Raw genomic sequence first — 15,050 nt, forward strand, 5'->3', positions numbered from 1 at the left:
CTCGCCGTTCGGTGGGGACAAAAACGTGTGGTCGCGTCGACCGCCCTACGTCAACTGGATGTCGTCGATGTCGTAGTGGCGACGCGCCAGTTCGCGCGCGGTGTCGATGGTCTTCCCGCTCGCGCCGATGGCGACGCCGCGGTCGGCGTCGGCGACCTCGACGTACGCGACGGTGTCGTTCTGCTTCGAGAGAGTCACGTGTCGGACGGCCGCCGGCGCGAGCGCGCTGGCGACGAACGCCTCCGGCGTGTCGGCGTCCTCGACCAGTTCGACCGTCCGGCCGAGTTGCTCTTCGACCGACTGGACGGTCCGCCCGCCGGGACCGATGGCCGTCGCCATGTCGCCCGCGGCGACGAGGAAGACGACCCGGTCGTCGAAGACGAGGCAGTCGTGTGCGGTCGCCTCCGTCTCCTCCTCGAAGAGGGCGATGAAGCGGCGGGCCGTGTCCGACAGCGTAACTTTCATCGTCAGTCGTCGGACGGTTCGGGTGCCGCGTTGGCGTCCGCGTCCTCGACGTCGAGCGAGCCCATGCGGAGGTCCACGTCGCCGGTGCCGATTGCGATCGGCTTGCCGACGATGACGTTCTCGATGACGCCGTCGAGGTCGTCTTCCTCGCCGTGGATGGCGGCGTCGAGCAGGTGGTTGACCGTGACCTCGAACGCGGCGCGGGCGAGGACGGAGTCCTTCGACCCGGAGATACCGTGACGGCCGATGGACTCGATGGTCCCGTCGTTCGTCATGATGTCCGCGACGAGCATCAGGTGGCGGATGTTCACGTCGTCGAGACCCTGCTCGCGGAGCGTGTTCATCGTCTCGTCGATGATGGCCTCGCGGGCGGCCTCGATGCCGAGCTGCTTGTGCACCTCGTGGATGTTGTTCGAGGTGGTCCGCGAGGCGTCGACGCCCTCGATGGCGAGCGCGTCGCCGAACGCCGAGCCCTCGGTGTAGAGGACGAACTCCTCGCCGTCGGTGTTCTCGTTGTCCTCCTTGCGGATGACGACGCGGGAGACCTCCTCGATGCCCTTGAACACGATGTCGCGCAGCTCCTCGACGAGTTGGAGGAGCCGGCGGTAGCTCGGGCTCTCGGGGCCGAACTCGATGAGCGTCCCCTCGCGGCGGGTCTTGATGCCGAGCGCGTCCTCGATGGTCTCGGCGATTTCGCTCGCGATGACGCCCTCGTCGTCGTACGTCGGCCAGCGTTCGAGGAGCGTCTCGTCGTTGAGGTTGACCTGCACGACCATGTCGGCGACGTTGGTCGAGATGTCGCCGAGCGCCAGAATCTTCGTGGACTCGATGTTCCAGACGACCTGGTGGGCGAGTTCGCGGTTGTTCGCGTACTCGTCGTCGAGGTACACGGTCATCATCGGCGTGTCGGGGGTCTTCCGCGCGTCCACCAGTTCGATGAGGCGCGGCAGCCCCTGCGTGACGTCGATTTCCGCGACGCCCGCGTAGTGGAACGTGTTCATCGTCATCTGCGTCCCCGGCTCACCGATGGACTGCGCCGACACCGTCCCGACGGGGTCGAGCGGGTCGACGCGGGTGTCGAGGTAGCGTGCCTCGACGGCCTGCGCGATCTCGCCGGCCTGGTCGAGGGTGACGCCCTCGCGCTCTTCGATGGTCTGGTAGATGCGGTCCTTCAGGCGTCGAGACAGCTCTCTGGACTCGACGACGTCGACGATGGCGTCGTCGACGAATTCGTAGTCGGCGGTTGCGTCGTGTTCAGTCATCGGATTCGACCCCCGCACGGGCGTCGACACGCGGTTCGGCGTGCTCGGAGAGGTTGGTCGGCGGTGCGCGCTCGCCGAGGAAGCGTTCCTTCTCCTCGTCGGAGCTGAACTCCGAGGTGAGGATGCGGTCGGCGATGTTCTCGACGTCGATGGGCGTCTCGTCGTCCGAGGAGACCTTCACCGGGCTCGTGCCGTCCTCGCCGAACTCGAACTGGACGATGGTCCCCGACGTGTCGCGGACGGAGCCGTCGTACTGCGCTTCGAGCTCGGAGAGGGCGTTGATGAGCCGACGCTGGAGGTAGCCGGACTTCGAGGTCCGGACTGCCGTGTCGACAAGCCCCTCGCGGCCACCCATCGCGTGGAAGAAGAACTCGCGCGGCGTGAGGCCGGCGCGGTAGGAGTTCTCGACGAAGCCGTGGGCCTCCGCCGAGAGGTCGCCCTTCTGGTAGTGGCTCAGGGTGCGGCCCTCGTAGCCGCGGTTGATGCGCTCGCCCCGAACCGCCTGCTGGCCGACGCAGCCGGCCATCTGGGTCAGGTTGAGCATGGACGCACGCGCGCCGGACTTCGACATCACGACCGCCGGGTTGTCCTCTTCGAAGTGGTCTTCGGCGATTTCACCGGCGGAGTCGCGCGCCTTGCCGAGGCGCTGCATGATCTTCATCTCCAGGGTCTCGTCGACCGAGCGGCCCGGCAGGGATTCGAGTTCGCCCGCCTCGTAGATTTCGATGAGCTCCTGAATCTTGTCGTAGGCGGCGTCGATGGCCTCGTCGACCTGCGCCGTCGCCTCGTCCGGGATGGACTCGTCGTCGATACCGATAGACAGCCCGAAGTGCATGATGGCGCGCATCGCGAGCGAGGCGATCTCGTTGATGAAGATGCGCGAGCGCGTCTTCGAGTAGTCCTTCGCGAGGGCGTCGACGATTTCGCCGCCGAACGCGCCGACGGCGTCCTCGTCGATGGTGCCCTGCACGAGCTGGCCGTCCTCGATGAGGACCGTGTCGCCGACCTTCGAGGTGAACTCCATGTTGAGGTCGTCCGGCAGGAGCTCGGAGAAGATCTGCTGGCCGGTCCAGTAGGGCTGGCCGTCCTCGTTTTCGCCCGCGGGCTCGGGGAGCGTGTCCACGCGCGTCGCGCGAAGCAGGTCGAGCGCCTGCGTCTCGACGAACTCGGGGTTGTCGTGAGTGAGCAGGTAGGTGCCCGAGATGTGGTCCTGAATCGCGCCGATGATGTTCTCGCCGAAGCGCGGCGAGAGAATCTGCTCTTGGACGCGCATGAGGACGCGCGCCTCGGCACGGGCCTCCTCGTTCTGGAGGGCGTGCATGTTCATCTCGTCGCCGTCGAAGTCGGCGTTGTACGGCGGACAGACGACGGTGTTCAGGCGGAACGTCTTGTACGGCATCACGACGACTTCGTGCGCCATGATGGACATCCGGTGGAGCGACGGCTGTCGGTTGAAGATGACGATGTCGCCGTCGACGAGGTGGCGGTTGACCTCCCAGCCGAGTTCGACCTTCTCCGCGAGTTCCTCGCAGTTCTTTTCGGTCACCTTCAGGCGGCGGCCGTCCGGGCGGCGGACGTAGTTCGCGCCGGGGTGGCTCTCGGGTCCGTTACGGACGTACTGGCGAGCCTCGTCGATGTTGCGCTCGGTGACGTTCATCGTCTGGGTCATCTCGGACGCGACGCGGTCCGGGACGCCGACCTCGTTGAGCGAGAGCGTCGGGTCCGGCGAGATGACGGTACGCGCCGAGAAGTTGACGCGCTTGCCGGACAGGGAGCCGCGGAAGCGACCCTCCTTGCCCTTCAGGCGCTGGCTGAGCGTCTTCAGCGGGCGGCCGGAGCGGTGGCGCGCCGGCGGCGTGCCCGAAATCTCGTTGTCGATGAACGTGGTGACGTGGTACTGAAGCAGCTCCCACAGGTCCTCGATAATCAGCTGCGGCGCACCCGCCTCGCGGTTCTCCATGAACCGCTGGTTGATGCGGATGATGTCCACGAGCTTGTGGGTCAGGTCGTCCTCGGAGCGCTGGCCGTTGTCCAGCGTGATGGAGGGACGCGCCGTGACCGGCGGGACGGGGAGGACGGTCAGAATCATCCACTCGGGGCGCGACCGGCTGGGGTCGATGCCGAGCGTGACGAGGTCCTCGTCCGGGACGTCCTCGAACCAGTCGCGGATGTCCGAGGGCATCAGCTTGTTCATGTCCTCTTCCGTGAGGTCGAGGTCGAGCGCCTTTTCGAGCGCCTTGCGGTCGTCGCCGACCGGTCGGAACTCGCCGGCGAGCACCTGATTGACGCGCTCGGCGTCGAGACCGGTCTCGTTGGCGAGGGCGACGGGGTCGACGCCCTCGTCGTCCTCGTCGTCGGGGTCGGGCTGCATCGCTTCGGCGATGCGCTCGGAGTAGTCCCCGGCGAGCACGTTCTGGACCTCGTAGTAGGTCGTCGGCTTCTCGTGTTTGATGTCGTGTTGCGGCGAGCCGCAGTGGGGACAGCGGTTGGCCTTGCGGGCCTGCCGGACCGCCGACTTCATCACGTCGCTCCAGTCGTCGCCGAGTTCCTTCGTGCGACCGAGCTTGTCGCGGTACTCGTCGGCCTCCTCGTCCGTGAGCGAGAGGCGACCGCACTCGCGACACGTCGAGCGGAGCAGGCGGCGGATGAGCTTCGTGAATCCGACGTGGATAACGGGCGCGGCCAGTTCGATGTGGCCGAAGTGCCCGTTACACGAACCGGAGTGCTGGCCGCAGGTGCGGCACTGCAGACCGGGGTCGATGACGCCCAGCCGCGGGTCCATGAGACCCATGTCGATTGGGTAGCCGTCGTCGTCGTAGGTGTCCGCGGTGATGACCTTCGTCGCGGACATGTCTCGGTACGTCTCCGGGTCCATCAACCCGAACTGGATGCTGCCGATTTCTTTGGGTGTCTGCATTGACATGAGTGGTTAGACCGCGTCCTTCAGTTCGATTCGCGGGCGGACGCCGAGCGCGACCATCTCGTCGAGGAGCAGCTTGAACGCGTAGCTGATCTCGATCTCGTGGATGTTGTCCTCGTCGCCGGTGACCGGGTCGTAGATGCGGCGCTGGTCGCGGTCCTCGACGGCGACCATGCCGGTGTCGGCGGAGATGTAGACCTTCTCCTTGTCGGAGGAGTCGAGCAGGCGCTCCTGGAGCACCATCGCGGCACCGTGGCCGATGACGGTGTCGCGCTCCATCTCCCCGAGACGGAGGCCACCCTCGCGGGCGCGACCCTCCGTCGGCTGGCGGGTGAGCACCTGCACGGGACCGCGCGAGCGGGCGTGCAGCTTGTTGCTCACCATGTGGTACAGCTTGTGGTAGAAGATGATGCCGACGAAGATTTCGGCCTCGATCTTCTCGCCGGTGACGCCGGAGTACATGACCTCCTTGCCGGAGGACATGAAACCGCGCTCTTCGAGGGCCGAGCGGAGCTCCTCTTCGTTTTCGCCCTGGAAGGCGGTGCCGTCGACGCGGCGGCCTTCGAGCGCGCCGACCTTGCCGCCGAGCATCTCCAGCACGTGGCCGACCGTCATGCGCGACGGCAGGGCGTGCGGGTTGAGCACGAGGTCGGGAACGACGCCGTCGGCGGTGAAGGGCATGTCCTCCTGGGGAGCCAAGTGGCCCACGACGCCCTTCTGTCCGTGACGGGACGCGAACTTGTCGCCGAGTTCCGGAACGCGCTGGTCACGGACGGACACCTTGGCGAGCTTCGAGCCGTCTTCGCCCTCCATGAGCGTGACCGTGTCGACGACGCCGGATTCGCCCGAGCGCATCGTGACGGAGGTTTCGCGGCGCTTCTGCGGCGAGAGACCAGCCATGTCGTCGGGCTCTTCGAGGAACCGCGGCGGCGAGGTCTTGCCGAGCAGCACGGAGTTCTCGTCGACGACCGTCTCGGGGTTGACGAGGCCGTCCTCGTCGAGGTGCGAGTACGCGTCTTCACCGCGCGCGCCGCGCACGTCCTGCGACGGAATCTCGAAGCGGTCTTCCTGCCCGCCGGGGTAGCGGCGCTCCTCGCCCTCGTAGGTGCGGAAGAAGTGCGAGCGGGCGAGGGCGCGTTCGACGGAGCCCTTGTTCATGACGAGCGCGTCCTCGATGTTGAAGCCCTCGTAGGACATGACGGCCACGACGAAGTTCTGGGCCGCCGGTCGCTCGTCGAACCCGATCTGCTCCGTGGTCTGCGTCTTGACCATCGAGAGCTGCGGGTAGTGCATGAGGTGCTGGCGGGTGTCCGGGCGGATGCGGTAGTTCGCCGCGGGCAGTCCCAGCGACTGCTTCATCATCCCCGCACCCATCGTAATGCGGGGCGAGGCGTTGTGCTCCGGGTACGGAATCATCCCGGCACCGATGCCGAAGATGAGCTGCGGGTCGATTTCGAGGTGCGTGTGGTCCTCGTTGAGTTCGTCCTCGTCGACCGCGACGTAGATGTCTTCTTCCTCCTCGGCGTCGATGAACTCGACGAGCCCGCGCTCGACGAGGTCGTCGAAGTCGAGTTCGTCGTTGTCGAGCGCCTCGACGTGGTCGTCGTCGAGGAGCGGTTCGCCGTCTTCGACGACGATGAGCGGACGGCGGGCGCGGCCCGCGTCGGCGTTGATGATGACTTCGCGGGTGCGCTCTTTGACGGAGACGTTCACCATCTGGCTCACGTCGCCGCGGCGGCGCGCCTCTCGAATCTGTGCCGCGAGTTGGTTGGGGTCCGGGTGGGTCCCGACGAGACTACCGTTGACGTATACTTTCGCTTCTCGCTGTGCCTGAGCCATGTTAGTCGTCCGCGGGTGCGGCGTCGACGCTGTCGATGCCGGGGATTCCCTCGACACCCATCGACGCGAGTTCTCGTTTCAGCGACTGTTCGTCCTCGACGTTCTGGGAGAGCTCCATCGCCTGCGCGAAGTTCTTCACCAGACCGCAGTTCGGTCCCTCGGGGGTCTCGGAGGGACAGATGCGACCCCACTGGGTCGCGTGCAGGTCGCGCGCCTCGAAGTGCGGCTGCGACCGCGACAGCGGACTCCGGAGGCGACGCAGGTGCGACAGCACACCCATGTAGTCGGTGCGGTCGACGAGCTGCGAGACGCCGGAGCGGCCGCCGACCCAGTTACCCGTCGCGATGGGGTGTTCGAGCCGCTCCGTGAGCACGTCGGACCGGACGACGGTGTTGACCGTCAGGTTCCGGTTCCGCATGTTGGCGCGTTCGAGCTGGTACTTCACGTCGCGCGCCAGCTTGTTGAGCGCCGTCCGGAAGAGGTCCTTCATGAGGTCGCCGGAGACCTTCAGGCGCTTGTTGGCGTAGTGGTCCTTGTCGTCCGAGTCGCGGCGCTGGAGTGCGAGCTCGAAACACGCCTCGGCCATCCGGCAGAGGTAGTACGCCTTGTTCATGCGCACTTCCTCTTCCTCCGCGCCCTCCTCGTGGAGGTGCGGGAGCAGGTAGCGGTCGATGACGTAGTTGGCGCGTTTGAGCTGGTAGTTCTTACCCTGCCCGCCGGCGACGCGCTTGCCGAGCGCCTCGATGGCCTGCTCTTGGGTCTGCACCTCGGCCTCTTCGAGGTTTTCGAGCATGAACTTCACAATCTCCGGGTCGTCGGAGACGCGGTGGACGATTTCCTCGTCGGATTCGAGGCCGAGCGCGCGGACGAGCGTCACGAAGTTGACGCTCCCGGAGACCGACGGGAACGACACTTCGAGGAGCCCCTCGCGGTTGCGCTCACACAGCACGAGCGCGCGGTAGCCGCGGCGCTGGCTGAAGGTCTTGGCGACCTGAATCTCGTCGCCGTACTTCGTGTCGTACTCGGCGAGAATCTTGTTCGGTGCGAGGTCCTCCGAGGTCATGAGCACGCGCTCGGAGCCGTTGACGATGAAGTAGCCGCCGGGGTCGACGGGGTCCTCGCCGATTTCGACGAGGTCCTCGTCGGAGAGCTCCGCGATGTTGCACTTCGAGGAGCCGACCATGATGGGCATCCGGCCGACCTTCGTCTCGGCGGTGTCGACGACGACCTCCTCTTCTTCCTCGCCGCCGCGGACGATGGACATCTCCATGAACACGGGGGCGGAGTAGGTGATGTTGCGCAGGCGCGCTTCCTGCGGGAAGAGCAGTTCCTCGGAGCCGTCGGCCTCGCGGACGCGGGGCGTCTCCACGCGGACGCCACCGAGTTCGACGTAGACGGGTTCCTCGCCCTCCTTGTCGCCGATGTCGGTCTCGATGGTCGCCTTCTCCTCGACGACGTCCATCATGCCGCGTTCGAGGAACGCGTTAAACGAGCGGAAGTGGTGTTCAGCGAGCCGTTCTTCGGAGAAGTACTTGCGAGAGACCTCGCGTCGCGCTTGTCGGTTCATTCAATCACCAGTCGATATACGACTGCTTTGTCTGTCGTTCGAGAGTTCCGAACGATCTTGATGACGTCGCCGGGCTCTGCGTCCTCGGGGAGCGCCGGGTCCTTCAGCTTGATCTTCGGGAGATTCGTCTTCTCGACGTTGTACTCCTGTAACACGTCCTCGACGGCCTCGTCGTCGAGTTTCGTGTGTTCCGGAACCAGTTTGTGTTGGCTTACGTCTACCATGTATGGTGCTGCTGGGTGCTGGAAGAAGCTGTCACGGGATACTACGGCTGATTTTGGGGCGCACCCATTTAACACTTGCCAACTGCGTCGAAGAAAGGCGACGCTATCGGCAGTCACGCACCGGAGATGCGCGAATCGTCACACCTTGGCATGGGGTGTCGCGATATAAATGTCTTCGGGGCGGGAATCGCGGTACCGCGGGCCAAGGGCAACCAAGATGGTAAGTCTTATCTATAAACCTCGGCTACGGATGAGTGCAGACGGAGGGCCCGGGTGGTGTAGTGGCCCATCATACGACCCTGTCACGGTCGTGACGCGGGTTCAAATCCCGCCTCGGGCGCTCTCCGTACCGCAAACTCACTTCAGTAAGCCCGGGTGGTGTAGTGGCCCATCATACGACCCTGTCACGGTCGTGACGCGGGTTCAAATCCCGCCTCGGGCGCTTCTCTGATTTCAACTCCTCCAGCGAGGCGTCTCGAAGGATAAGTTGACACAGTATCCTCGCGCCTTCCACTACAGCCGGTTTTATTATTCAGGAACAGTCGAGTTCAGTCAGAAAAACCCATGTCAGATGATATGTCCAGTCCTCCTAACTCACGGTGGTGGTATGGAGTGGCATTCTTCATCGGAGTTTTAGGTCTCACATGGGCTTCGTACGGTCTCCTCCACTTAGTTAGCGAACCCTCAGTTGGCTCTCCCTCAAGTCTTGTTCCATCGGGTCCAGAGACTGGGTTATTATTTATATTCTCCTTGATTACGGTAGCGGCGATGATTCTGATCGGTGGTCTTCTAGCACCTCTGTACTCAATATGTCTTTACCTAGATGTCAAAGCGCTCCAGCAGAACAACAGCGATTGGACACCGAACCGAGTATTGTGGGGAGTCATTAGCGTACTGCACCTTGGTTCGTTTGTGTTCTCAGCCGTGCAGTTGATAACGATTCCAGCAGGAGTTGTGTATCTATACAAGCGTCACAAAGAGGTCAAGCTCAGTTAATTAGCCAAATTCGTTTGACTCAAGATGGCCGACTTGCGCTTCCTACTCAGCACGGTCTCCACTAAAGATCGGTAGTCAAGAGTTTCGACAGAGCCCAGAATTTCATACTGCAGTCGTGGAAAGAATTGGACTGGTAAACAAGCTCCTGTCAGAGTTAATTAACCGGCCTCTGGATGAGTTCACCGGCGTACTTGATACGTTATTCTTGACGGGACATAGTGGGTGACATATCACTTACTCTCACCCCACAATCCCACCAGCAGCAGCCCCAATCGCCACGCCGACCAACGCCGCCAGCAACGTCCCGAAGGCGTACCGAGCGGCCGTGTCGTAGTCGCCCGCCTCTGCGAGTTCCGCGACGCCGACCGCGAACGACGAAAAGGTCGTGAAGGCCCCGCAGAATCCGGTTCCGGCGAGCGTCGCGGCCGCGTCGCCGACGGACGCAGTGACGATGAATCCCAGCGCGACGCTCCCGAGGACGTTCACCGTGACGGTGCTCCACTTGCCGACGACTCGCTGGTCGACGGTGTGCCGGGAGACCGCGCCGGCCATCCCGCCGACGCCGACGAGGAGGGCCGAGAGAAGCGAGGGAGTCATCGCCGCCCTCCGAACGCGAGGCCGAGCGCGGCGGCGGCGAAGCCGAGCGCGTAGTTCGCGCCGACGTTGAGCGCGCCGCCCATCGGCGACAGCGACGCGGTCTGGACGGCGAACGTGCTGTACGTCGTGAGCGACGAGAGCAGGCCGGTCCCGAAGAACAACTGCGCCCGGCGGGAGGAGACCGACGTGATGAACGTCCCGAGGGCGAAGCTCCCGAGGACGTTCACCGCGAGCGTGCCGCCCGCGCCGGGAATTGCGACGGAGACGCCGTAGCGCAGTATCGCGCCGGCGAAGCCGCCGAGGGCGACCAGCGCCAGTTCCGAGCGGTCCATACGGCTCTTCTCCGGCCGGACTACTCCACGGTTTCGGAACGGTCGCGCTCGGGGACCGCCCGCGGCGTCGCGCCGCCGTCGGGCGTCTCACGGGGACGAACTCGCACGTCGTGGACGGACTCCGTGGTGTCGTCGACGACGAGCGCACAGCCGCGTTCCCGCGGGAGCCGAGCGCGGAGCGACTCGTCGAAGTACGTCGGGTCGGCGGCGGCCATCGCCGACACGTCGGGGCCGGCGGTGAGGCGGTGGACGACCCGGAGGTCGGCCTGCGAGACGGCGACCTCGGGGAGCGCAGAGGGGCGCTGGGTCGCGAGGACGACGCCGACGCCGGGAGCGCGCCCGCGCGTGAGAAGCGTTTGGAGCGCCGGGTCGGCGAGTCCGCCGACGAACGCGTGGGCCTCGTCGAGAAGCAACCACGGAATACAGGAGACCGAGCCCGAAACACGGGCGTCGTAGAGGCCGCGGGCGACGACGCGAACCACGGCGCTCGCGGGGGTCGCGTCCAGACCGGAGAGGTCGAGCACGTCGGGCGCGGGGCCGCAGAGCGACCGCGGGTCGAGGCCGTCGGGGGAGAATACGTCCCACGAGTCGGCGAGCGCGAGATGGTTCGCCGCGGCTCTGCGCGCCTCGGGCGCGGCGTCGGCGTCGGCGACCGCCCCGCGCATCGCCAACAGCGAGTCTTCCGCGGCCGCGAGTCGCCAGACGAGCGACCCCGCGGGCGCGGTCGGGTCGAGACCGAGCAGCTCCGGCCACGCGCTCGGCGGGAGCGCGTCGCCGCGGACGCTCGGCGAGTCGTGAACCGTCGCGTCTATCGGCGACTCGGCGAGGCCGTCGAAGACGCCCATCGGGTCTATCACGACCGGCGCGACGCCCGCAGCGCGTGCCAGTCCCTCGGCCACGACGCCGAGCGTGTGGGACTTCCCGCTCCCGCGCTTGCCGACGACGACCGCCGCGTGCGGGCGGTTCACGTCGAGGCCGACGGCCGCGCCGTCGCTCCCGTCGCGGGCACGGTAGCATCCGAACCGACAGACCGGGCCGTCCTCGTCCGACTTGCGGCCGATAGTGTGCATGGCGCGGACTGGCCGCGCGATGCGACTTGAACCCCCGGACGAGGGTTTATATACGAACCCGCGGCCAGACGGGCTATGCTCGATACGTTCCGGTCAGACACGCGCGCTATCGAAGGACTCCCGGTTCGCCTCGTCATCGCCCTCGTGGTCGGGGTCGCCAGTATGAGCGTCATGCTCAACATGCTCTCCGGCGTGCAGGGACTCGCAACCTCGGAACTCGACGTGAAACCGACGCCCGACGTGGTCGGCCCGGGCGAGCAGGCGCTGGAGTTCACCGTCGTCGACCACGAGGGCGACCCCGTCGAGGGCGCGACGGTCATCGTGAAGTCGGGAACCGCAGAAATCGACGGGGTTGCGACGGCGAAGACGGGTGACGGCGGGTCAGCGACCGTCGACGTCGACGCCGAACTCGGCGCGAACCGCGAGGACGGAACGCTCGTCGTGGACGTGAAACCGCCCGCCGGGGGGTCGTTCGTCGACCGCCGCGAGAACACGAACGTGCTTGTCGTGCAGGACTGAGCGCCGAACCCGAGAACCGCGACCTCAGCGCTCCGGGTGCGTCGCCGCGTCGAAGCCCCCGCGAACGAGCGGTTTGGCGATGTGCCGGCGGGCGCACGGCGGCACCTCGTACCAGCCGGGTTCGAGGTCGCGGTCGACCGCCCGGTCGACTTTGCCGGGCGCGTCGGTCCCGCAGTCGCGACACCGGTAGCCCTGATTCCGGCCGGCGCTTTTCATCGTCCGCCCGCAGTCGGGGCACGTCGGTGTCGCCGGTTCCGTCCGCACGAGGTCTCGGACCGCGAACTTCTCCAGTTTGAGCGTCCCGTCGCCGACCTCGCCGCAGGCGGTGAGGGCGTCGCCGACGCGGAGCGCCCGCACTCGGTTTCGGAACCGCTTCGTCGGTTCGAAGGCGGCGACGGAGACCGCAGAGCCGTCGGCTTCGAGGTCGAAAAAGACGTGGCCGCCGGGTCGGGTCTCCGGTTCGGAGGCGACGGTGCCGGCGACGCGGTAGGCGCGGCCGTCGCGGAGGTCCGAGACGACGCCCGACCGGAGGTGCGCGTCGGTCCCCTGATTCGTGAGGAACGTCGCCGAGCGGTCGACGGGTTCCGAGTCGATGGCGGCGGCGACCTCGCGGACGGTGTCGGCGTCGTCGCCGCGGATGCCGTGGAGAATCGGCCCCGGCGCGTTCGGCACGCAGACGGCCTCGCCCTCCTCGCGGTCCACGGTGTCCCACGCGTCGGGATACGCCGCGTCGGCGGCGTCGAAGACGGAGTCGAAGTCGACCTCGCGGGGCGTCCCGCAGCGGTGGAACTCGCGGTAGGAGATGTGTTCGTGGGTCCACTCGTCGAAGGCGGCCCACGCGCCGACGGCCGCGAGCGCGCCGATGCGGCCTCGACCGCCGTGCCAGCCCTCGGTCAGAAAGCCGGAGCGCTCGGCGAGGTCGACCGCCGCGTCGAGGTCGTGGAAGCCGCGGACGGCGTCGCGGGCGAACTCGGCGACGGCGGTCGAAACCGTGTCGGACCCCGGCGCGACGACGATGCCCGGACTGGTCCGGTCGTCGTCGAGGACGGCCCAGCGGTCGAGTTCCTCGCGGGCGAGGTCGAACGCCGCGCCCGCGGGGAGGTCGGTGTGAATCGCCAGCGCCGCGTTCCCGCGGGTCTTGTGTTCGACCGCCGGGTTCAGGCGGACGAGGAGTCGACGCTCGACGGTCCCGCCGCGGGCCTCGACCGCCTCGGCGACGAGCGTCGCCAGATAGGTCGTACACATCCCGAGGGTGCGGGAGTCGGTGTCGTCGAGGCCGATGACGGTCATGAGCGGAGATTGCCGGAGGGCGCAGTAACGCCTTTCGGGACGGTCTCGGCTATATAAATGCGGCATCGAGAACGGATACACCACGGCGAGGGCGGCGGTATCGGGGAAAACGCTTTATGGGCCGAATCGCTTATTGCCCCCTATGTCCCGGTCAGCGCTGGTTGGTAATGTCGCCGCGATGCTCCAAGACGCGGGCTTCGTCGTGAGCGACCGCATCGCCATCCGGCCGAAGAGCTTCGACCTCGCCGCCCGGAGGGGCGAGGACCTGTTGCTCCTGAAGATACTGGGGAACATCGACGCGTTCGACGGCGTTACCGGCTCCGAGATGCGACGCCTCGGCTCGTACCTCGACGCCACGCCGTTGGTCGTCGGGCTTCGGACCCGAGACGAGGACCTCAAACCCGGCGTCGTCTACTTCCGCCACGGCGTGCCGGTGTTGAACCCCGACACCGCCATGGACCTGTTCGTCGAGGAGGTTCCCCCGCTCATCTACGCCGCCCCCGGCGGGCTGTACGTGAGTCTCGACGGCGACGTGCTCGCCGAAGAGCGGCAAGAACGCGGGTGGAGCCTCGGACAGCTCGCGACCGAACTCGGCGTCTCGCGGCGCACCGTCTCGAAGTACGAAAACGGCATGAACGCGAGCATCGAGGTGGCGATTCACCTCGAAGAGCTGTTCGACCGGCCGTTCTCGAACCCGGTCGACGTGCTCACGGGCGCGGAGGACGTGCGCGACGCCGAGCCGACGCCGGACGACCCCGACGTCGACCCCGACGACGAACACGTCCTGTCGGTGCTGACGCGCGCCGGCTTCACCGTCCACCCGACCGCCCGCGCGCCGTTCAAGGCCGTCAGCGAGGACGCCGGGCGCAGAAAGGAGACGAACGTCCTCACCGGGCACTCACCGTTCACCCGGAGCGCCGAGAAGCGCGCCCAAATCATGTCGTCGCTCGGCGAAATCACGCGGACGCGCTCCGTGTACTTCGTCGAGGAACAGCAGAAACGCGAGTCGGTCGACGGCACCGGCATCGTCAGCTGCGAGGAACTCGCCGCCATCGACGACCCCGACGAGATTCGCGACCTGATTCGCGAGCGGACCCGCGACCCCGCCGAGAGCTAATCGCAGGGGTCGCAACGCGGCTCTCGTGGGAAGTTGTGCTATCGTTATCTCCGTTGCCAGCGTAGCGGTCGCTATGTCGAACGCGCGAGGGCCGAACGGGAACGACGGGGCGAGCGAAGCGTCGCGGGCGGCCGTCGAGACGCTCGCGGCCGCGGTGTGGCGCGACGCCGCCTCGTGGCCGGCGGTCGAGCGGACGGTGCTTTTCGGCCGTCCGTCGTTCCGGGCCAACGGGACGCTCTTCGCCGTCGTCTCGGAGCAGGGACTGTCGCTCACGTCGTTGCCGGCCGAGGCGAGAACCGCGGTTGCGGAGCGCCACCGCGTCCGACCGTTCGAGGCGAACGGTCGCGTCGTCGGGTCGTGGGTCACCGTCGATATCGAACCGAGTCGGCTCGCCGACCTCTCTGACGCGCTCCGCGCGAGTTACGAGGCGGCTCTGGGTCGAAAACGAGAACAGTAGGCGGGGGAGGCGGGAGCGCGACGCGCACCGCCTGACGGGCCGAGGAACGAGCGGGATTACGCCGCCGAGCCGTAGGTCTCTTCGAGGTAGTCGACGATATCGTCGCTCTCGGCCATCCCCTCGACGCCGTGTTCCTCGTCGACGAGGACCGGGACGCCGGTCTGGCCGCTCACCTCCTCGACTTCCGTGCGCTCGGCGTGGGCGCTGGGAACCATCTGCGACTCGTAGTCGAGGTCGAGTTCGGCGAGCTTGTTCTTCACCTTCGCGCAGTACGGACAGCCCTGTAGTTCGTAGAGGACGAGATCGGACATCACGCCGTGGTACGGAGCCGCGGCTAAAGAGTGCCATGGTCTTATGCGACCTCGCCACACGACCCCGAAAGGCGCGCCGCGGGG

14 protein-coding genes and 2 tRNA genes are annotated in these 15,050 nt (G+C 66.5%); 5 read left to right on the forward strand and 11 right to left on the reverse strand.

Going from position 1 to position 15,050, the window contains the following annotated elements; translation table 11 throughout:
* Positions 1 to 45 precede the first annotated feature (45 nt).
* From FY251_RS04360 to FY251_RS04385, 6 genes are read right to left on the reverse strand one after another with little or no spacing between them, the layout of a single operon-like run.
* Positions 46 to 465, reverse strand: coding sequence for a NusA-like transcription termination signal-binding factor (locus FY251_RS04360; protein ID WP_148413632.1), 420 nt, complete (start codon positions 463 to 465; stop codon positions 46 to 48).
* 2 nt (positions 466 to 467) lie between these two features.
* Positions 468 to 1,727, reverse strand: coding sequence for a DNA-directed RNA polymerase subunit A'' (rpoA2, locus tag FY251_RS04365; RefSeq protein WP_148413633.1), 1,260 nt, complete (start codon positions 1,725 to 1,727; stop codon positions 468 to 470).
* Complete coding sequence (locus FY251_RS04370) at positions 1,720 to 4,644, reverse strand: DNA-directed RNA polymerase subunit A' (RefSeq protein WP_148413634.1); 2,925 nt, start codon at positions 4,642 to 4,644, stop codon at positions 1,720 to 1,722. Before FY251_RS04370 ends, rpoA2 begins: the two co-directional genes overlap by 8 nt.
* 12 nt (positions 4,645 to 4,656) lie before the next feature.
* Positions 4,657 to 6,486 carry a DNA-directed RNA polymerase subunit B gene (gene rpoB / locus FY251_RS04375; RefSeq protein WP_004044575.1) on the reverse strand — a complete coding sequence of 610 codons (1,830 nt, stop codon included), beginning with the start codon at positions 6,484 to 6,486 and terminating at the stop codon, positions 4,657 to 4,659.
* A gap of 1 nt (position 6,487) precedes the next feature.
* A complete protein-coding gene (locus tag FY251_RS04380) occupies positions 6,488 to 8,053 on the reverse strand; it encodes a DNA-directed RNA polymerase subunit B'' (protein WP_004044576.1) in 1,566 nt (521 codons plus the stop codon).
* Entirely contained in the window at positions 8,050 to 8,277 is a 228-nt protein-coding gene (locus FY251_RS04385; protein WP_004044577.1) for a DNA-directed RNA polymerase subunit H, read from the reverse strand. Before FY251_RS04385 ends, FY251_RS04380 begins: the two co-directional genes overlap by 4 nt.
* Before the next feature lie 267 nt (positions 8,278 to 8,544).
* On the opposite strand from FY251_RS04385, the gene FY251_RS04390 reads away from it, so the two are divergent.
* Together FY251_RS04390 and FY251_RS04395 are read left to right on the forward strand one after the other, a co-directional pair.
* Positions 8,545 to 8,617, forward strand: a tRNA-Asp gene (locus FY251_RS04390).
* A gap of 29 nt (positions 8,618 to 8,646) precedes the next feature.
* Positions 8,647 to 8,719: transfer RNA gene (locus tag FY251_RS04395), tRNA-Asp, on the forward strand.
* A gap of 794 nt (positions 8,720 to 9,513) precedes the next feature.
* On the opposite strand, the gene FY251_RS04400 is transcribed toward FY251_RS04395, so the two are convergent.
* From FY251_RS04400 to FY251_RS04410, 3 genes are read right to left on the reverse strand one after another with little or no spacing between them, the layout of a single operon-like run.
* Complete coding sequence (locus tag FY251_RS04400) at positions 9,514 to 9,870, reverse strand: CrcB family protein (RefSeq protein ID WP_148413635.1); 357 nt, start codon at positions 9,868 to 9,870, stop codon at positions 9,514 to 9,516.
* Entirely contained in the window at positions 9,867 to 10,202 is a 336-nt protein-coding gene (locus FY251_RS04405; protein WP_148413636.1) for a CrcB family protein, read from the reverse strand. The genes FY251_RS04400 and FY251_RS04405 overlap by 4 nt, the downstream gene beginning before the upstream one ends.
* A gap of 20 nt (positions 10,203 to 10,222) precedes the next feature.
* On the reverse strand, positions 10,223 to 11,272 hold the full coding sequence (locus FY251_RS04410; RefSeq protein ID WP_148413637.1) for an ATP-binding protein: 1,050 nt from the start codon (positions 11,270 to 11,272) through the stop codon (positions 10,223 to 10,225).
* Positions 11,273 to 11,347: 75 nt separating this feature from the next.
* Here FY251_RS04410 and FY251_RS04415 point away from each other — a divergent pair, with 75 nt between their 5' ends.
* Positions 11,348 to 11,791, forward strand: coding sequence for a carboxypeptidase regulatory-like domain-containing protein (locus FY251_RS04415; protein WP_148413638.1), 444 nt, complete (start codon positions 11,348 to 11,350; stop codon positions 11,789 to 11,791).
* A gap of 24 nt (positions 11,792 to 11,815) precedes the next feature.
* Here FY251_RS04415 and FY251_RS04420 read toward each other — a convergent pair whose 3' ends face one another.
* The gene (locus tag FY251_RS04420; protein WP_148413639.1) at positions 11,816 to 13,081 is read right to left on the reverse strand and encodes a tRNA(Ile)(2)-agmatinylcytidine synthase; all 1,266 of its coding nucleotides are present in this window, start codon (positions 13,079 to 13,081) and stop codon (positions 11,816 to 11,818) included.
* 142 nt (positions 13,082 to 13,223) lie between these two features.
* Between FY251_RS04420 and FY251_RS04425 the strand changes: the two genes are divergently transcribed.
* Both FY251_RS04425 and FY251_RS04430 read left to right on the forward strand, forming a co-directional pair.
* On the forward strand, positions 13,224 to 14,198 hold the full coding sequence (locus tag FY251_RS04425) for a transcriptional regulator (RefSeq protein WP_148413640.1): 975 nt from the start codon (positions 13,224 to 13,226) through the stop codon (positions 14,196 to 14,198).
* A 73-nt stretch (positions 14,199 to 14,271) separates the two neighbouring features.
* Positions 14,272 to 14,655, forward strand: coding sequence for an MmcQ/YjbR family DNA-binding protein (locus FY251_RS04430; protein ID WP_148413641.1), 384 nt, complete (start codon positions 14,272 to 14,274; stop codon positions 14,653 to 14,655).
* 56 nt (positions 14,656 to 14,711) lie between these two features.
* On the opposite strand, the gene FY251_RS04435 is transcribed toward FY251_RS04430, so the two are convergent.
* Positions 14,712 to 14,966: a glutathione S-transferase N-terminal domain-containing protein gene (locus FY251_RS04435; protein WP_089779625.1), complete on the reverse strand. Its 255-nt coding sequence runs from the start codon at positions 14,964 to 14,966 to the stop codon at positions 14,712 to 14,714.
* Between the last annotated feature and the right edge of the window lie 84 nt (positions 14,967 to 15,050).

The sequence above is a fragment of the Haloferax sp. KTX1 genome, from assembly GCF_902410085.1.
Classification (GTDB): domain Archaea; phylum Halobacteriota; class Halobacteria; order Halobacteriales; family Haloferacaceae; genus Haloferax; species Haloferax massiliensis.